The following is a 20,930-nucleotide window of genomic DNA, read 5'->3' on the forward strand; positions in this document are numbered from 1 at the left end:
TTACTTTATAAAGTGTAGATAAATTTTTGAGGCCTAGTTTTTAATTTATAGAATGTCATAAATACAATAATATCTTTTAAGAAGAGTTATTCATTGGAAAGTATTGTATGTGGTCGGAAGATGAGTTTTAAATAAACAAAAACAACATAATGTAGCACCGTAGAGTTCCACATTATGTTGTTACTATTTTCCTCTTATCCCCAACTTTTTATAGTAGCTTCTTTATCATTAAATCCACAACAAGCTAGTCTAAATTTATGTTTTTTCGATATAATAATATAAAGTAAAGTTACAGTTAGGGGTAATAAATTTTATGAATTTTTCACTCAAAAAAAAATCTAATATTAATTTCTTCATACTAATTTTGATAACATTACTAATATGTTTATTGATTTATATATTTTATAGTTCTGATTCTACCCTTAACTATTATGTGTCAACTTACGGTAATGATAATAGTAATGGAAGTAAGTCGCATCCCTTTAAAACATTAGAAGGTGCAAGAGAGGCCCTGAGAAAAACCACAAAAACTATAGCAAACCATAAAAACATAACCATTTTTATTCGTGGTGGTAACTATTTTATAACCAAAACCTTTACTCTTGAAAAAATTGATTCTGCCAATCAGCAATTATCCATAAACTACAAAGCCTATAAGAGTGAAAAAGTATTTTTTATTGGAGGATACAATCTAACCAGTACTGATTTCAAGCCTCTCACTAACAAAACTCTCCTTGATATATTTATAAATAAGGAGTCATCAAAAAATATTCTTGTAGCTGATTTATCAAAATACCCTCTAAATTTTAATGAGAATACAGAAAGTATAAGTAATGCTCCTGAGTTATTTTATAATAATATCCCCATGACACTCGCTCGATTCCCAAATGATAAATTTCTTTCCACGGGAGAAGTTGTAAAAAAAGCCAATAATCCGTTATATTCTTTTAAATATAACGGATTCGAACCTTACCTTTGGAATAAAAATCAAAACATATGGATGAGTGGCTATTGGTATCATAATTGGAGTGATTCTACTGTTAAAATTTCAAATATTGATACTTTTAATAACCTTATTAGCTTCACTGATAAATTACCTTATGGAATAAAAGAAGACCAGAGATTTTATTATTTTAATATATTAGAAGAACTTGATAATGCAGAAGAATATTATATAGATTATGAAAATAAGCTTCTATACTTTCTTCCTAAATCACCTATACAAAATACAAAAATACAATTATCAAAGCTTACTGAGCCTTTTATAAAAATAAAGGATGTATCAAATATAACTATTGAAGGTATTATCTTTGAGGATAGCAGGGCTACTTCCATTGAAATTGAAAATGGAGCTAATATTAAAATTAAAAATTGTGTAATACGGAACACTTCTCAAAATGGTATTTCTATAAATGGTGGAATAAATAACGGAGTAGAAAACTGCAAAATTTATAACACTGGAACTGGTGGATTAGTTATTAATGGAGGTAATAGGGACACTCTTACGCCCTGTAATAACTATGCCACAAACAATGAGATCTATAATTTTTCAAGAATAAACAAAACCTATAGTGCAGCCATTAATATTTCTGGAGTTGGCATAAGTGTCTCTCACAACAGTATTCACGATGCCCCCCATACAGCAATTTTGTTTTCTGGTAATGATCATTTACTAGAATATAATGAAATATATAACGTAGCAACAGAAACAGACGATGTTGGAGCTATATATTCTGGCAGAGATTGGACCTTTAGAGGAAATATAATAAGATATAATTATTTGCATAATATTGATAATAATATAGGGTATTTTAACGTATCTGGGATTTACTTGGATGATTGCATGAGTAGTGCAGAGGTTTATGGAAATGTTTTTTATAAGGTTAAAAACCCCATTTTTGTTGGAGGTGGAAGAGACAATATTATAGTAAATAATGTTATCGTTGATTGCAAGAATTCTATTAGCTTTGATGAAAGAGGGTTAACTTGGAATTTAAATGAATTATATGCAAACTTAAAGAAAGTTCCTTTTGAAAGTGAAATATGGACTAAAAAATATCCTGAACTTAAAAACTTATTAAAGGATGGTAGTCCTGGCATTCCTACTAATAACGTCATTGAAAATAATCTACTTTATCAAACTGAGACGCCCTCAATTTGCGACTCTGTTATTAGGTATGGACATGTTAAAAATAATATTTGCTATGATGTAGATCCTGGATTTGTTAATTTGGCTAAAAGGGACTTTAGATTGAGTATAAACTCTATAGTATTTAAAGAAATTAGAGATTTTAGAAATATTTCTTTTGAGAATATTGGAAGGAAATAATATAGTCTATATTGGCTCTAATATTTGTTGAAAATATTTTAGAGCCTCCCAATTCGCTCACTTAACCAATCAATCTTATGTTTTACTATTATTGCAGGATTACCTGCCAATATAACATTTTCTTCGCTGAATTTTTTAGTTATCAAAGAACCAGCACCAACTATACAATTATTCGCTATATGGACCCCTTTCAAACATATTACTTTAGTTCCAATCCATACATGGTTACCAATAAAAATATTTTCAGATGTATTAAGTCTTTTTCCGCTTAAATCTATAATAGAATGACTATCCCCTGTTCTAAAATGGATATCGCTTGAAAACATACAGTCACTCCCAATATTAATAATTGTTCCCTCAATAGCTGCAAGATGTGTAACTCCATGGACTGAAGTATTTTCTCCAACACAAATTTCATTATTATCATCCTCAATATATAGTTCAGTATAATTTAAATACACTTTTTTATTAATCACAATATGATTATTACTTCCTTGTATATAAATATTACAGTTTATTAATCTTGATAAATCCTTAATAATTATAGTATTATTAATCCCATTAACTGTAATCTTTGTTTTTTTCATAACAGCAGTTCCTATTATAAAAGTGTTATTTGAAGGAACCTTTATTTTATTAGACCCTAAAATATGATTATAAATCCACAGTAGGGTTGATATATTTTTGGATTTGTTTTTAATATATGTTTTGATTTTATGTTTCAATGTCTTTCCCTCCGTTATACAAATATTCTTAAGTTAAGCATATAACCTTGCAGGTAAGTTATTGCAAGGGCTTACAATTTTACATGTACATAAATTCCGTGCAATTAAATTTAAAATTACTATCTCTTCCTGATAGTTACGCATATATTGCTATGCACTTTCAACAAGCTAAATCAAGATTAATAAGTTAGCTAAATTTTAGTCTAATACTTATAGCTACTTCCAAGCATAAATTTTCTCAATCAACTAATAAATATTCTCTGAAACATAATAGCAATGCAAGGCAATCGTAAATACATTGTACCATATAATATATTTATTTAATAATAATGTAATATATGTTATTATAAAGTATCTTTTTTATAAGTTGTTGTGTTAATCAATATCACTTAATTTTTTCAGTATATTTTTCACATTTAATTTGTAAAATATAGATTTTCTCTATTCCACTCTATTACATAAAACAATTGAGGAAGCATACATTGATATATTACCCAAAGAACAGCCTAAATGACAAAATAATAACGACTTGCTTGCTTAATTAAAAAGCTTCCTCTAGCGCAAATATATTTAATAATGTAACGTAAATCTACAACTATCACTGTATACATAATATTTAACGACTTTACTTTACATTATCATTTACTATACATAACTTTTAGACTCTGTGAAATATATTTTTATGTGGAGTAATTCGATAAACAAAGATAAAGAAATTTTAAATTCAATCAACACATTCCTTTATCCTAGTTTAGCTCTATAATCCTATTTCTGCCTACTACTCATATATTCCTAGACTTGGTGTATCAGTAACTCTATTATCACCATAATCTAACTTCATTCCTAAGTTAATTCCAAAAGCCTTACATGGGGATATAAATTGCAAATGATAATTTGAAGTAGAAACAAACAAAGAATCAACACTTATATTGTTCACGAAACCTCTATTTGTAGCAATCAGTATTTCTGTTATATTCCTCGTTAACCAAGTAAATATATTATTATTTTCAATTCGTAGGTTATTTAGACTTCCAACCCCTTCTATCTTAATACCTTCGTTTACATGCCAACTTTCATTATCTGATGCCCCAATAATTATATTATTGAGTATATAAAAGTTTTTCCAAACTCCAGATACATTAATCCTTATACCATTATCTGCCTCTTTATAACATTGCATCGTATTATTATACATTATCCAATTTTCACAAACAGGAGCACCAGAAGCTGTTTCTTGCTTAATTACACTTCCATCATAACCAGCGCCACCGATTTTACGTAATAGATTATAACCAATATCAATATTTTTCGTTCCTGATGATGAATCTACAAAATAATAATATATAGCGCTACACCAATTATAAACATCATTATATTTAATAACGGTGTCTGTGTTCATACCATCAAACGATATTCCCATATTATTTCCTGTAGCTTGTACGGATTGATAAATAGAATTATTATGAATATAAACTCCTAAATCATTTGTACCTTTTGATGAAGTATCTACATTTATTCTTCCTTGTATATCATTGTTATATATTTCAAGTCCATGTGCAAACCATAATTCAATTGCAAAATTCCAACTGTCTAAATTATCTAATACTTTTAAAGTATTATTAAAAATCTTAACATTGTCTAAATGACCAATTACTCCCGTTATACAACAACCATTTCTACCTACTGTTTGCTCTACCATTTTATTTGCATAAATCATCATTGATTTTTGACCATTAATAAGCAATGCCCCGTATACAAAATCTCCCATATCTTTACTGCAATTAGTAACAACATTGTTATGAAATGAATTATTTATAGCATATATAGTGGGTTCTGTCGTTGTATCTTTTCCAACATAACATACTGCATATTCTAAAAAATCAATAAAGGTACAATGATGAATAGATATATTAGACCTTTTAATAATATCTATACCTCTTTTCCCAGTTAAACCTCTACCATCAAATTTCACGCAACTTATTTGTTGATTTCCCATAGTCCCTTCACCGGTTGACTCTAATAGAAGCATAGCTACTTTTGATTGACCAGCTTTGATAACAGACGCGTCACCAACTCCCTCAATTGATACACCTATTGATAACTTGCTTTGTGATACCTCTGTATAAGTTCCTGCATTAACATGAATAGTTCCAGATGTTACAGTAGCACAAGCTTTCGCTAAATTTTTCCATGGCTTTGTGATTGTTCCGTTTCCAGTTGAATTATTTCCAGTAGGATCAATATAATATATCATTCCAGCTGAATCAGATAATTTAATTGTATCTATTACTCCTTCAAAATCTTTTACTTTTAAAATATTATCAGTATCAACAAATAATTTCCCATTTACATCCTGTATAGTCACAGCAGCCTCTTCTTCTAATACATTCTCCATTTAAATACTTACCTCCTTATATAATTTAATTATAATATTGCTAAGAACCCACTCACAAAAATATAACAAATAATCTCTTTACTTATCTTGTTTATTCTTCACTTTATTTTTATTCATTTCACACTTTAATTCATATATCTAATCTTGATTTTTCATTTCTTAGATTCCATTGGTTAACTTAACCTTGCTATTTCACGATGCTATAATATTTCATGAATAGAAAAAATAGATTTAACCCTACTGAGAGATATTTTTATACCTCTTCTCGTAAAATAGCTGATAGAAATGGGCTCTCTACTAGCTATTGTTTTATTACCATTATTTTAAGCCCTCATTCTCTATTAATATATTTTGCAAATAAATAATTAGTTCCTATAAATATATATTTATCTTATTGTCCAATTTACTACTTCCCCATCTAAAAGGATAAGAACTTATTTCTAAAAAATGTTCAGTTTCAATATAAGCATCAAATCCCCTCTACACGCTCCTATTTTACTAATCATAGGATAACAGCCTCAAAGTAATGAGGTTATGTTATTGTGAAAAAAGTTCATCTATATTAGAGAACAAAACGTGCCTTACTATAACACCATTAATCAAAATATAATGTACCCTCTAGTGAACTATACTTCCTTAAAGTAGACACAAAGCTAAAAAATAGTGTAGACTAAATTAAACGGGTTTTGTTATTAGCAAAAAATATCTATTCTATAAAATTTAAGATTGATATAAATTATTAAATAGAACAATGTTTGTGTCCGAAAATTCAAAAGGGGATGCACAAGCTATAAATGGCATTGAGAAGCTTTATAATAAACATATGGAAGATATGGTGTGGAGAGATTACAGTTGAGCTTTCGTCCCACTATTACCCTAAATTCAACCATAAGAAGGTTTACCGCTTAATGGCACAAAATATTGGGCCATAATCAAGGTAAAGAAGAGATGTAATAAACCTAGAAATCAACAACCTAAAAAAATATTGGTATAAATCACAGTACAAGTTGGTAACTGATATTTCTGAATATAAATTACAATAAAAAAAGATATATATATCAGCAGTGAAGAACCATAACACCAGAATGGTAGTAGGATTTTCAATTAAAAATTACCAAACTAGGGAACTCATTCGAGAGTCTTTTAAAAACATAATGTTCTAATTATTTACTTAAAATTAAATTTCTAAATAACATTCTATTTTTTACTATTTATTCCAAATGATATGAATGAAGAATTATTACTGGCTTCTTTATTAACAGTTTTCCTGATATGAATTTCAATTATATCATTGCGATTAATAATTTCATTTTCCTTTTTCATTATCTCTTTAATCGATTATAATACACATCGCTTCTCTTCTCTTTACTATAATATTCATAGTATGATCATCTATTTTAATAAATTATTTTCTCTTTGTTTTATTTTTCAATACACTCTTTATAAAGTTATATCCATATAGTAAATTTTCATCTTTGATTTTAATCATTATTGTTAGATATATTCCTCCACCTACTAAAACAAGAATAATACTATTTAAAATTGTAGCATTCATATTTGAACACATTGTCCAAATTATAGAAAACATTATTAAAGATGAAATCAAATATTTTCCTACTGGCTTAAATAATCGTCTTATATCTAATATATCTCTTAGATAATATACCATTAAGAACATGCCTACATATTCTGCTATAACAGAGGATATTGTTGTTCCCACACCTTCATACTTATTTATTAATATAATATTAAATATAACATTTATAATTGCTCCTGCTGTAACTGCAATAGTAAACTGCTTTTCTCTTTTTATTGATATTAAGACCTGATTGCCTAATATACTAGACCACCCTAACGTAATCATAAGAAATGATCCTATATAAAACATAGGTACTATTCCTTCAAATCCTTTTCCATAGAACCATGGTACAAAAGACCTACATACTCCTATTAATCCAAAAGTCATAGGAAACGCTACAAATGAAACAAAAGAAAAAGATTTATAAACATTATTATTAAATTCTTCATATTTCTTGTTTTTATATAAATTTGACATTTTAGGTATTGTAACTATAGCTAGAGTAGTTACAACTGTTATTAGTATTTTTATTATCTTTTGAGAATTATCATACATCCCAACTTGTGATTCATTAACTAATGCACCTAACATAACTTTATCTAGCATAGTATAAACATTAATAGCAATTTGAGGTATAAATAATCTTATGGAATATCTTATATGTATTATTAGACTCTCTTTCTTTGGTAATATAAAATTAATATTTGATGGTATATCAAACCACATTATAACTTGGCCAATAAATTCCGTACCACCTAGTATTAATGTATAAATCCATAATTGGGAATCATTTTTAACAAACACAAATATTAATATAACCCCTATTAATTTTACTAGCGTATTTTTTATCACAACCTTCTTAAAATTTTCTAATCCAATAAATAACCATGATATGTCTACTAAGGAACTTAGAACAACAAGAGCCTGTATTATATAAACCATCTTATAACTAGAATCTATAATAATTCCAAATATTACTATATAAAAAATCAAAGATAATCCAACTGTTATAAATCTTAATAAATTTATTTCCCAAAATGTTCTACTAAGTTTTTCATTATCATCTCTAACAAATGCAATTTCTCTACTAGAGTATACAGATAGTCCTAACATACCAAAAAGAACAAAATATTGAGCATATGCATTTGTTAACGCATACCTACCTAATCCACCAGCACCTAATATCCTTGATACATATGGTATAGTTATTATTGGTAAAATAATAGTAAATATTTGATACATTAAATTATATAAATAGTTTTTTATAACCCTCAAAGTTACCTCCATCTTAAATATTACAATTTTATATTTTATTACAAATAAATCATTCTTAAAGTTTCATTCTATAAATTCAAATGACAAACTAATCTATATATCATATATGTAGTACTTCCTTAGCTATTTAGGTCGTTTATTAATAGTCTTCTATTGAGACCTTTGAAAAAAAGCCAACAAATTGGCCGATAGACTTTATAATAATTTGTAAGGCTATAGCCATATAACTTATTCCCCTTGAAATACTCATGACAAATAAGATCATACCCTTCATTAATATGATAAATGCTTTAATTGGTCTTAAACAAATAAGATATTTTTTTTCAAGCTGCTTCTCAATATGAACAAAATTCACTGAATTAGCAAATTCTCTTTTCAATAAGTATTTTAATTTAACCCTGTTGATAGGCACCCATTCATAAACTATAGCTTCATTAGAGAATACAATTACATAGCCTAATTTTTTTAGTGTCATAAAAAACTTTGTATCTTCACTCCCAGTCAAAGAATACATTAAATCGAATCTAATATTCTCTTTTGTAATTATCTCTGTTTTAAATATTACATTTCCTGAAGCACAAATATCCATTAATGTACCGGTTTTCAATCTTTTTCCATCAAACATTTTTGATTTTATCCAATTTGGACTATTCTGTGGTAATACTCTAAGTACAGGCCCTGCAACAATATCTGCATTAAAATTTATAGCTGCATTAACTAATTCATATATCCAATTTTCAGATGCATATTCATCATCATCAATAAAAGCAATAAAATCTGGTCCTGTTACTAACGCTAGTTCAATACACTTATTTCTAGCACTCGATATTCCTCTATTGGATTCTATTCTGTAAATTATTTCAAGTCCAATAAAACATGGTTCTAACACAATAGAGAGTGCACTTCCAATTTTATCATTATCTACAACTATAATTTGTAACTGTAACATATTCAAATTATTTAAAAGCATTTTTTTAAGACTTTCCAATAATTTCCTTAAATAATCAGGTCTTTTGTATGTACATATGCATATACAAACTTTATTCATTTTAGTTCCACCCTCTTTATTATATTATGAGTACTAATATATTCTTAACTTACTCAGCATACATATTCTTAATTAAATATGAATTAATAAGCATTTAAAATCATAAACTATAAAAAAAGTCTTTATAGTTACACTTAAATTTAGAGATACTTGTCTCTTGTTTATAAGTTTCTTGTCCATTAATGAAATTCCTTTTTAACTCATCAATATTTTTGATACAGTATTCTATTGTACTAGCAAGATCTTTTACATCTTCACATTCAAATAATTTACCAACATTGTACTTACTAATAGTGTAGCCTAGCTCATTAACATTCGGAACTATTACAATTTTATTGTAATTTATCCCTTCAGTCATGGGTCCACTTTGACCCGTAAATGTCTTTCTGTATGGCAATACAACAATGTCACTTACGGAAAAATAATATGGAAGTAATTCATCTTCAATGTATTTAATGTTAAGAAAAATTTCATTCTTTAAAAATAATTGAGTTATTTTGTTATCTATAAACTCTTTTGTAATTTCACCTTCTTCACCAGCTATTATTAGGGTAAATGGAGTTTTAATGAACTTGCACGCTTCCAACATTAAATCCAAACCCTTTTCATATCTTGTTCCACCAAAGCATAAGAGAAATGGTCCTCTACTGTCGTTCAGTCCAATCTTATTAATACAAATATCCCTAGGTTTTACTTCACTTAAAGATACCGGGTACGGTATGTTAGTAATAAGACTTTCAAACTGATCACCTAATTTGTCTATCATATTATTTCTAATGTAATTACCATGAACTATAAGTTTAGTAATATATCCATACTTCAATAAGTATTTAATTACAAACCATTTCAAAAAAATATTTGGTGCCCAGTGTAATGTAGCTGTAATCTTTATTTTATTCTTTTTGTGTTTGAAAAATTTATCTTTTAGACAAATAAAAAATAATTCATAAATAATATAATCTAAAGTCAGAAAATGAATACCTGCCATATCACTTTTTTCAGAATTAACAATAACATTTTCAACTTGTTTCATCTTACTTTTATTCGCTAATGTATCTTTTAAGTTACACAATTCCGAATATAATAACTTTATTTTTGAATTTTTATATATTATTTTCACTTTAATAGTATCCTTTATATACCTTAATATCTTATTTTCCTTAAATAACACTTTAGAATTACACTCGTCGGATTCTTCAACATATGTATTCTCAAATTCAATTCCACTTTCTTTTATTATTTTTATTTTGTTTTTATTTGATATACATGCTATATATTTAATATTATATGTTGAATTTTTTAAACCTAATATAATATTATAATTATAAAACCAATTATGACCTCTCTCTCCTTCAATATCAAACAATGCAATCCATTCCATTTTTTCCTCCTATTAGCTAAAGCTCTATTATATACTTAACTGAAGTTATATTAAATTCTACGTTAATCTATATTCTATTGCTCTATGGTCTATTCTATTATTTTTGTATTATATCGTTCTTTATAGAGCTTCCCCTCTATATAAATATAGAGAGTCCGAAAAAATAAAAATTACAAATAATGGATTTAGAAATAATCCTTGGGCCGTTACTGTATTTAAAAAAAATAACATTAATAACAATGCTTGATTAAAATTTTTACTATATCTTAAGAAATATATAAAATATAGCATTATCATATATACTGAAAAAAACATACCATAAACTGCAATAGTATACGTTAAAGAATTACTGCTGCTACCATTAGTTAGCCCACCCTCAGGACTAGATGCATGAGCCCATAATGAGCTATATGCCTTATACCCAATTCCATAATTATCTTGCAAAATAATTTTTATATCCTGCTTTGCATCATTTATACGTGTACCTCCAGATCCTGTTGATAAAAATTTAATTTTATTCGTACTGTTCGAAATCCTTATTTTAGAATTAACAACGTTAAAGACCTTATTATTTAGTCCCGGTATTAACAGAATTATAGATAATACTACTAGAACTAATGCAATTATTTGAGTTTTTATTTTAATATTAATATGCCTTTGAGTAATATATAAAAACAGAATAATCACCAAAGAAATATATCCTGTAGTAGATTGGGTAGTTAATATAGCTACTATTAGAATTACCCCATAAATAATTTGAGTCTTATTGTTAAGTTCTTTACAAACAAAAATCAGAAAATATAATCCTAAATTCAAAAAAAATTGATACATTCCTGGCTCCGGATAAACACCACAATTCCTACCTTTATGAATACCATTATTAAAAACATATAAAAAGCCTCCACGTACTTCACCCAAGTTGATATAATTAGATTTAATGCTTAAATCCGGTAAGATTGCTCTCATTATATATCCTTTATCAACAACTTGAATAGTAAAACAAACCAAACTTACAATAGCTAAAAAACATATAATCTTTATATAATCCGTAACAAATTCTTTCTTATATATTTGAAAAATAATATAAATAAAAACAAATTGATTTAATATTATCCCTTTTAAATCATTTAGGCTAAAATCGCCCCTTGTATGTAAAACCAAACTCAATAAAATAAACATTACTATGAGTAGTTTTAAAAGATCAATAATACATTTTTTGATATTGATTCTTATTCTTTTAACATTTATGAATAAAATAAAGACTGTTAATCCCACAAATAATATCTTTGTTTCTTTTTCATACCACATGCTCATTAGAGATTGAGGAATCATTAATACTAAATATATACATAAATACTCAATATAATTCTTAAACCTGCTCATTGATATCTCCTTACCACACACATAATTTACTAAACTCTTATCTAACTTACCATAATTGTTATTATATTAATTTTTCCTCTGCCATGATTGAAGTTTCTATTTTTAGTTTAAATTTTCTGTTTATTTTTTTATTTTTCTTTATATTCTTTGCCCCAAAATAATGAAGCAAATTATGACTATCTAAATCTACAGCTTTATTTAAACAAATACCTATTATGTTGCTATTGACATTCTTTAATAAAACAATAGCTTTCATTAATTCTTTCTTTTCTGTAATTCCTGGGGCCACAACCATTAGACATCCGTCTGTCAACCGGGATATAATTTGTGCATCTGTAACTAACCCTACCGGTGGAGTGTCTATTATTACATAATCAAACTCTTCTTTAAGTTTATCTATTAATTCCTTCAACTTAATTGAAGACAAAAGCTCAGATGGATTTTGTGTTTGTGTTCCTGCTACTAAAACATATAAGTTATCTACTTCACATGCATGTATAGCCTCTTCCAATTTGATTTTTCCAATAAGCATATCACTTAAACCATTAAAATTACTAAGACTAAAAAATTCACACATAGTTGATTTTCTAAAGTCACAATCAATCAAAATAACCTTTTTTCCTGTTCTAGCAATCATAATTGCCAACATAAATGCAGTAGTAGTTTTACCTTCCCCGGACATACAACTTGTTACTGTTATTGTTTTATCATTATTACAATTAGCTATAAAATCTATATTAGTTCGTAAAGTTCTTAAAGATTCCATAAAAAACTGATGATATTTATCTAACGTAAGAAGGTTTAGCTCACCAATCTTCTTTTTTTCTTTAGGTATAACCCCTATTACTGGTACATCCAAATATATTTCTATATCTTCCTGTGTTTTTACATAATCGTTAAGATATTCTTTAAACAAAATTATGAAAACTGATATAATAATACCCATGAAAAATGAAATTACTAAATTTAGTTTTTTATTAGGCTTTACAGGAGATAAGGGCATATTAACCTTACCAATCGCCTGGATACTAACCGTTGGATACAAAACCTTAACCTCTTCTATAAAAACTGAGCTAAGTGTACTTATTACATTCATAGTCTGTTCGTAATTATCACCTTGTACTTTTATTTCTAGTATTTGAGTATCTGTCTCAGGAGTAACAGTTATTTTTTGTTGAAGTTCTTGCGGGGATATCTTCAAACCTAATATACCAATTGTTTTCTCAGCTACATACGTCGTGTTAGCAATAGAACTATATGTTTTTAATAGACTTTGATAAGACAATGTATCAATTGGTCGCTTTTCTTCTCCTTCACCAAAACCTGTTCCAATAATAATAGTAGTTTTTGCTTCGTATACAGGTTTTGCAATATAAAAGCTGTACACTGATGCAATAACAACTGCACCGAGAGTTACTACGGTAATGAATATGAACCTGCTTCTTATGATTCTAACAAATCGTTTTATAAATTCCTTTAAATCCACTTCAAATTTGTTTTCACTTTCCACGTTGCTTTCCTCCTAGTATTTTTATTCACTAAACAACTTGGTCAAATTTAAGCTAACTACTTTTTAACTTAATTGATACGTATTTGCTCAAATATAATATTTTAGTATTCTACAGGTTTGCCTTTTTAGACAACGTAGATTACTTATATATTCTGCTTGAAATTAATTTAGCATTATGTTTCTCAGCTTCTATAGTAGTTTAAATATAATTTTTTTTTAGATAATATTAATAAAACTTTATAAACTGGTTGATGCATTTCCATAAGAATAAAGTTTAATTTCATTTTTAAGTAATTTTTTAATTAAATACAATAGATTATCATTATCTCCATCATAAATATGACCATTCTTATAACAAGGATGAATCATTATCTCAAGATTGTTAAAACTATTTTTTCCATGTAGTATACGTTCATAACTATTCAAATCACAAAAACCTTGTGTTAATAGAACTCCCTTTTTATTTAAATAGCCATTTATGAAGAGCTTATTATATATTAGTCTTAATTTGCTATTTGAATAAATATTATTTGCCTGCCTTACATATGGTATTCCTTCTGCTTTGCATACTTCATCAATTATTTTTAGTAAGGGAAAAATTGTGTGGACATGATGATGTGAATCTAAGTGTGTTATCCTAATATTACTTTCTCTACATCTATTAATTTGAGCTTTTATCTCACTAACTAGTGCATCCTTTTCCTCACTACTTAAAGCCAACACTTTTTCAACTCTAAGCGCATCCTTGTTAAAATATCCATTACTATTACAAAACCTAGTATTCAGTCGCATTTTATCAGTCATTGGTTTGCCCTCAGTTAAATTCAAATGTATACCAATACAACCCTTATTTATCCCAATCTCATGTGCTAGTTCAACTGCATGTTCAAAGTGTGGCATATTCGACATTATTGTTGTACTCGAACATAATCCTTCATTAAAACAATCAATAATTGCTTTGTTAATATTCTCGTTTTTTCCAAAATCATCTGCATTTACTATTATCACAATATGCCCCCCTTTCTAATAAAACAATTTAACTTAAAATAAACTTGAACCACTTATATTAGTTATGGTATATACTTTCATTTTTTTTCCTCTTAAATCCAGCTTTGCATATATATATAATAAATTTAATGTTTGTATTAAAATATCTTGAAAGCAGCCTTTTAGGATCTTGAATTAGCCTATAAACCCATTCTAAGCTTAATTGTTGCATCCACGCAGGGGCCCTCTTAAGCTTACCCGCATGGTAATCAAAACCAGCACCAACACCTATCATCAAAGAATTCACTCTATCTTTATGTTCATACATCCATATTTCCTGTTTTGGTGCACCTATCCCAGTCCATAAAAAATCAGCATTTGTTTTATTTATATTCTCTATGATGGTTTCGTTTTCCTTATCATACAGCACTCTAAATGGAGGAGAATACATTCCTACTATTTTTAATTTAGGATACCGTTCAATAAGTTTAGTTTTAAGCTTATTTAAAGTATCTTGTGTGCTGCCATAAAAATAATGAGTGTATCCTCTTTCCTCCGAAATTCTAAATAATTCTAACATTAAATCTGGTCCGGTAACCCTTTTAGCTTCTCTAAATCCTTTCAATTTACTTACTATTGATAATGGCTTTCCATCTGGCAATGCCATAAATCCATTATTCTGGATTTTTAGGTACTCTTCATCTTCATAGGCCATAACACTTGTATGTACATTTGATAGGCAAATATAATTACCTTTTGTATTTTTAAGATTATTTACAATAGTTTCAATTGTATCTTCCATGTTTGTAATATTTATATTTACACCTAAAATATTGCATGTTTTCATTTTACACCACCTATTAATTCACAATAAATTTCAAATAAAGCCATCCGCCATTAGTTGAAAAATCTAATCTTATTAACCTTCTATCTCATCCCATGAAATAACCTCATCTTTTATTAAAGTTAACAATTCTCTTAATTTTTTATAATGATCCCTCTTCTCCCACGCCCAATGTAAAGTAATAGGTATTATTATTGATTTTGAATTAAATGTTTTTTTTCTTAAACCATAAATAACCTCTCTACTCGTACCATAAAAGGGGTAATAGGATGGAAGATATAAAGAATCTTCTAAAAATACCCCCATTAAATACTTGGCCTCTGGCATAGTATTTAATGTTAGCGGTCCCCCAGTAATTATATTAAAATATTTAGAAAGCACCTTATAATTTGAATAATTCATAGCATTATATGGTGGAATAAATGTTCTAGGCATACTTATACCATTTGAACTAAAAAAATCCTTTGTTTTTAAAATTAACTTTTCCAGTACCTCATCGCTATAAACACTTAATTCTGTTGTATGCCCCTCATCGCAATAATTATAATGATTAAATCCATGCACAGCAATTTTCAAATTATGTTGTTTTATTATATTAATATCCTCTTCAGATATTTGTGTATATTTATCTTCATTAAAACTGAGAAATGGTGTCACCCCAATAATGTATGGCACATTATATTCCTTCATTATTTCATGAAATTCTAAATACTCATATGAATTTAAATCCCATCTTGGAAAATCATCTACTCTAATTAAAAATCTAGATTTTCCATTTGGTATTTCTCTCCATATTCTTTTTTTATATAATGCATTATAATTTATAAACCTTAATCCAAGTTTTTGTACAGCTCGCTGCACCTTTGGAAATACAAAATTGTATGGCAAAACAAAATCTTTTTCATTTGTTTTATCTAACCCATAATATTTATTAGTTCGTACTAAATTTATGCTCATATAACTATCCCTCTTTCAATTCTGATACTATAATAAATTATTTATATTTTTCTATTAATTCACTGTAAATATTTTCTAAACACTTATAGTTGATCTTATCAGTATAATTTTTATTAAAGTCTTTAAATGCCCCATCATTAAGTTTTTCATTTAAACCCTTATTATTTATAAGCATTTCTACTTTGGATTTTAAATCTTCTTTGCTATCATATTTAAATAGTAGTCCATTATTATTGTTTATTATAGAACCAACATTCCCTATGTCCCCGCCAATTACCGGTACTCCTAGTGAAAAACTTTCTACTATTGTCAGAGGAAAACCTTCATAACATTGCGATGCTATAATTATTGCCGTTGAATATTTTATTATCTCGAAAGCATCTTCTCTTTTCATATAGCCAAGCACTTCAATATTTTTTATATTATTTTCATAAATAAATTCTTCTAATTCTTTTTTAAATGGACCATCACCTATTACAATCAATTCTGAGTCTTTTATATCTTTCCAACATTCTGCAATTAAATCTATTCCTTTTAATCTATCTAATCTTCCTATAAAAACAAAATAGTTTTTGATTTTACGTTTTTTAGAATTATTATTTTTTACACATTTTACAAAATTAGGTTTTACATAAACTTTATTTTCATCCTTAATTAAATTTAGTAACTTAATTTTATTAAACTCAGTTAATGCAATATACCCATTAACCTTTTGATATGTTTTTAATATTCTATGAGTTTTTAATATAACTACCATGGCGAAAGTTTGAGAATAAGAGTTTCTATAACATTTATACTTTAAAGCTGTTCCTAATCCGACTTGTATACATTCTTCGCATATTTTATCATTTACAGTAAACGTTGCTGCAGGGCATAATAGTCTAAAGTTATGAATAGTTTGAACCACCGGAATCCTTTTAGAAAAAGCAGCATAGTAAACAGATGGACTTATCAGTGGTAATGTATTATGCACATGTACTATATCAATTTTTTCTTCTTTTATCACTTTTTTTACTTCTCTATAAGTTTTTATAGAAAATATGCTTTCGAAAAACAATTTAATCTTACCTAATACACCTCTACTCTTTATTTCATCATTATGTCTACTATAAAATACAACTTCATGTTCATTTTCTCTGAGCATATTACTCTCATTCTCAACTACTGTATCCTCTCCACCTGAAGCCTGATAATAATTATGAACTATTAAAACTTTTGGTTTCGTCATTGCTCCTCTTCCTTAATGTTTAGGATACTTGTATAAATATTATAATAATCTTTGGAGAGTGTGTCCCAATTCAAGTAGTTAACTACTCGTTCGAATGCATTAGCACTAAGCATACTTCTATTTGCTATAGCATACTTCACTTTTTTCACCCATTCATCCAGTTCATTACTTTTTACTAATACTCCATTTTCATTATTCTTAATTATAAAGTTAGGTCCTGGAGCATCATGAGCTATTACCAAACACTTATAGTACATAGCTTCAAGTATGGTCATCCCAAAGATTTCATCTTTACAAAAATTAACTAGCACATCTGATATACTATATATTTCTCCAATTTTAGAATTAGGTATTTTATCGACAAATATTACTTTATTCTCTAAATTATGCTCCTTAATAAAAATACCCATTTTCTGTTTTAATTTCCCTTGTCCTATAATAAGTAATATCCAATCATCTAATTGTCTTATCAGATATAGTGACATAAATGGATTTTTACCTTCTTCCAGCCTTCCAACAAACAATAAGATTTTCTTATCATTTGGCAGTCCATATTTTATTTTCAATTCTTCCACACTTAGATACATTTCCTTTAAATTTTTTATATCTAGCCCCACTGGTATAAAACTAACATTTCTAACATTTTTCCTGTGCATTTCATCATAAATTTTTAAATTTTTAGTAACATTTATTATCTTGTTTTGGTAATTTCTATTCATTCTAATTGATATTTCAAAAAATATTTTTTTAATTATATTTTTAGATTTGCTCTTATATACACCACTCAATGTGTACACAGGAAGTTGATTATTAAAACACCATCTAATAACCTTACCAGTAATCAGTTGATTATCACTGTTTAATTGTAGAATATTTATTTCGTATTTTTTCAGTAAATTTGGATCTATAATTCCATGAACACCTATTCTACTTGCTGGCAAGTAAACAACCCTTACGTTATCTGTAATATTAATTATTTCTTCTTCGTAACATTTTTGTTTAGTTTTGAGTAAAAAAACATCTGTACTAATTCCATAATTACTATAAAGCGCTTTTGCTAAACCAATCTCTTGGCCATTATAATATCCTACTTCTCCGGTGTCCCCTATATACAATCTTAGTATACCAAGCTTCAATCCTATCACCTCATCCTAAATATTATAATTTTAAATCTTCTTTTTACTTTGTTTAAATATTACCTTTTTAAATTTTCTAATACTATATGATTTTCTCTATACCACTCATAACTCATCCTAACCCCATCTTCCAACTCCACCCTATACTTCCACCCCAATCCTTCTAGCCTAGACACATCCAAAAGCTTCCTCGGTGTTCCATCCAACTTCTCCCTATCAAACTTAATCTCTCCATCAAATCCCACAACTTCCTTAATCATCCCCGCCAATGCCCCTATACATATCTCTACTCCAGTCCCCACATTAACATGCTCTTCCCCATCATAATTCTCCATCAAAAACACACAAGCATCTGCCATATCATCCACATATAGAAACTCTCTAAGTGGTTTACCACTGCCCCAAACTTCAACTACTGGATCATTATTCACCTTAGCCTCATGAAATTTTCTAATAAGTGCAGGCATAACATGAGAAGTTTCTAAATCAAAATTATCGTTAGGTCCGTAAAGATTAGTTGGCATACAGCTTATAAAGTTATCACCATATTGTCTTTTAAAGAACTGACACATCTTAAGTCCTGCTATTTTCGCAATTGCATAGCCCTCATTTGTTTCCTCTAAATATCCGTTCATCAAATATTCTTCCTTTATCGGCTGTGGACATAATTTAGGATAAATGCATGAACTTCCTAAAAATAAAAGTTTTTCAACCTTAAAATCATGGGAAGCCTTTATAACATTATTTTGTATCTCCATGTTTTCATAAATAAAATCCGCAGGATATGAGCTATTAGCGCCTATCCCCCCAACCTTAGCAGCAGCCAAAAATACATACTCTGGTTTTTCTTCTTCAAAAAAACTTCTAACAGCCAGTTGGTCCTTTAAATCAAGTTCCATATGGCTTTTTTCTACTATGTTGGTATATCCCTTTTCTAAAAGGTTTCTAACTATAGCAGAACCTACAAGGCCTCTATGCCCTGCAACATATATTTTACTGCTTTTGTTCATAACCTCACCCCCTTAATTAGTTTGCTACTTAATACTTGGTGGTAGCCGCTTACGGCTATTTGGTTGTAGCCGCCTCAGCCTGTGCAATAAAATCATCTGAACTAATTCCTGCAATTTCTCGCATATCTCCGTCTACCATCATCTTAACTAATTCTCTAAAACTAACTTTTCTTTCCCATTGGAGCTCTTTTTCTGCCCTTCTTGAATCTCCCCAAAGTAGTTCAACTTCTGCTGGTCTAAAGTACCTTGAATTTATATCTACTAAAAGTCTCCCAGTTGCTTTATTGTATCCTTTTTCATCTAACCCAGTACCTTTCCATTCTATGTCTATGTCTACTTCTTTAAATGATAGTTCAACAAACTCTCTAACCGTGTGCGTTTCATTTGTTGCAATAACATAATCTTGAGGCTTATCTTGTTGAAGCATTAACCACATAGCCCTTACATAATCTCCTGCATATCCCCAATCTCTTTTTGCATCCATATTTCCAAGAGAAAGTTTTTCTTGCTTTCCTGCCATTATACTTGCTACAGCTCTAGTAACCTTTCGTGTAAGGAATGTCTCTCCACGCCTTGGAGACTCATGATTAAAAAGGATACCATTGCAGGCAAATAAATTGTAGGATTCTCTATAATTTATAGTAATCCAATAGGAATATAACTTGGCTACTCCATAAGGACTCTTTGGATAAAATGGAGTTTTTTCACTTTGTGGTGCTGTGCCGGGAATTCCCCCAAAAAGCTCAGATGTAGATGCTTGATAAAATTTGCATTTTAATCCGCTCTCTTTTAAGGCATCTAGTAATCTAAGAGTTCCCATACCATCTGTATCTGCAGTATATTCAGGAACATCAAAAGATACTTGCACATGACTTTGTGCTCCTAAATTGTATATTTCATCTGGTCTTATTTTTTCTATCAATCTATTTAAATTACTCGAATCTGTCAAATCCCCATGATGTAAAAATAATGTTTTATTTCCTATAAGTTTATTTTCAAACAAATGATCTATCCTCTTTGTATTAAAAGAGCTTGCTCTCCTTATGATTCCATGTACTTCATACCCCTTTTCCAACAGAAATTCTGTTAAATATGAACCATCCTGTCCAGTTATTCCAGTTATTAATGCTCTCTTCATTTAAA

Annotated in this window: 15 protein-coding genes; 1 reads left to right on the forward strand and 14 read right to left on the reverse strand. The window is 28.3% G+C overall.

All coding sequences use genetic code 11. The features are described from left to right. Positions 1 to 433 precede the first annotated feature (433 nt). A complete protein-coding gene (locus ACREVU_RS13185) occupies positions 434 to 2,329 on the forward strand; it encodes a right-handed parallel beta-helix repeat-containing protein (RefSeq protein WP_431552063.1) in 1,896 nt (631 codons plus the stop codon). A 38-nt stretch (positions 2,330 to 2,367) separates the two neighbouring features. On the opposite strand, the gene ACREVU_RS13190 is transcribed toward ACREVU_RS13185, so the two are convergent. From ACREVU_RS13190 to gmd, 14 genes are all read right to left on the reverse strand, one after another. Further along, the gene (locus ACREVU_RS13190) at positions 2,368 to 3,054 is read right to left on the reverse strand and encodes an acyltransferase (protein WP_431552064.1); all 687 of its coding nucleotides are present in this window, start codon (positions 3,052 to 3,054) and stop codon (positions 2,368 to 2,370) included. A gap of 778 nt (positions 3,055 to 3,832) precedes the next feature. Then, positions 3,833 to 5,449, reverse strand: coding sequence for a hypothetical protein (locus ACREVU_RS13195; RefSeq protein WP_431552065.1), 1,617 nt, complete (start codon positions 5,447 to 5,449; stop codon positions 3,833 to 3,835). 1,405 nt (positions 5,450 to 6,854) lie between these two features. Next, complete coding sequence (locus ACREVU_RS13200) at positions 6,855 to 8,315, reverse strand: flippase (protein WP_431552066.1); 1,461 nt, start codon at positions 8,313 to 8,315, stop codon at positions 6,855 to 6,857. A gap of 127 nt (positions 8,316 to 8,442) precedes the next feature. Further along, complete coding sequence (locus tag ACREVU_RS13205) at positions 8,443 to 9,351, reverse strand: glycosyltransferase family 2 protein (RefSeq protein WP_431552067.1); 909 nt, start codon at positions 9,349 to 9,351, stop codon at positions 8,443 to 8,445. Between the two features lie 100 nt (positions 9,352 to 9,451). After that, on the reverse strand, positions 9,452 to 10,732 hold the full coding sequence (locus ACREVU_RS13210) for a glycosyltransferase (protein ID WP_431552068.1): 1,281 nt from the start codon (positions 10,730 to 10,732) through the stop codon (positions 9,452 to 9,454). Positions 10,733 to 10,852: 120 nt separating this feature from the next. Further along, positions 10,853 to 12,115: an O-antigen ligase family protein gene (locus tag ACREVU_RS13215; RefSeq protein WP_431552069.1), complete on the reverse strand. Its 1,263-nt coding sequence runs from the start codon at positions 12,113 to 12,115 to the stop codon at positions 10,853 to 10,855. 61 nt (positions 12,116 to 12,176) lie between these two features. Continuing rightward, positions 12,177 to 13,625 carry a tyrosine-protein kinase domain-containing protein gene (locus ACREVU_RS13220; RefSeq protein ID WP_431552070.1) on the reverse strand — a complete coding sequence of 483 codons (1,449 nt, stop codon included), beginning with the start codon at positions 13,623 to 13,625 and terminating at the stop codon, positions 12,177 to 12,179. 237 nt (positions 13,626 to 13,862) lie between these two features. Next, positions 13,863 to 14,633: a ChbG/HpnK family deacetylase gene (locus ACREVU_RS13225; protein ID WP_431552071.1), complete on the reverse strand. Its 771-nt coding sequence runs from the start codon at positions 14,631 to 14,633 to the stop codon at positions 13,863 to 13,865. A 58-nt stretch (positions 14,634 to 14,691) separates the two neighbouring features. Further along, positions 14,692 to 15,459 carry a WecB/TagA/CpsF family glycosyltransferase gene (locus ACREVU_RS13230; protein ID WP_431552072.1) on the reverse strand — a complete coding sequence of 256 codons (768 nt, stop codon included), beginning with the start codon at positions 15,457 to 15,459 and terminating at the stop codon, positions 14,692 to 14,694. Between the two features lie 72 nt (positions 15,460 to 15,531). Next, the gene (locus ACREVU_RS13235) at positions 15,532 to 16,413 is read right to left on the reverse strand and encodes a DUF2334 domain-containing protein (RefSeq protein WP_431552073.1); all 882 of its coding nucleotides are present in this window, start codon (positions 16,411 to 16,413) and stop codon (positions 15,532 to 15,534) included. A gap of 37 nt (positions 16,414 to 16,450) precedes the next feature. Further along, positions 16,451 to 17,641 carry a glycosyltransferase family 4 protein gene (locus tag ACREVU_RS13240; protein WP_431552074.1) on the reverse strand — a complete coding sequence of 397 codons (1,191 nt, stop codon included), beginning with the start codon at positions 17,639 to 17,641 and terminating at the stop codon, positions 16,451 to 16,453. After that, positions 17,638 to 18,777 carry a glycosyltransferase gene (locus tag ACREVU_RS13245; protein ID WP_431552075.1) on the reverse strand — a complete coding sequence of 380 codons (1,140 nt, stop codon included), beginning with the start codon at positions 18,775 to 18,777 and terminating at the stop codon, positions 17,638 to 17,640. The genes ACREVU_RS13240 and ACREVU_RS13245 overlap by 4 nt, the downstream gene beginning before the upstream one ends. Before the next feature lie 59 nt (positions 18,778 to 18,836). Beyond that, on the reverse strand, positions 18,837 to 19,787 hold the full coding sequence (locus ACREVU_RS13250) for a GDP-L-fucose synthase family protein (protein ID WP_431552076.1): 951 nt from the start codon (positions 19,785 to 19,787) through the stop codon (positions 18,837 to 18,839). Positions 19,788 to 19,842: 55 nt separating this feature from the next. Further along, the gene (gene gmd / locus ACREVU_RS13255; protein ID WP_431552077.1) at positions 19,843 to 20,925 is read right to left on the reverse strand and encodes a GDP-mannose 4,6-dehydratase; all 1,083 of its coding nucleotides are present in this window, start codon (positions 20,923 to 20,925) and stop codon (positions 19,843 to 19,845) included. Positions 20,926 to 20,930 lie beyond the last annotated feature (5 nt).

The sequence above is a fragment of the Clostridium sp. genome, from assembly GCF_050717535.1.
In the GTDB taxonomy this organism is placed as follows: domain Bacteria; phylum Bacillota; class Clostridia; order Clostridiales; family Clostridiaceae; genus Clostridium_AD.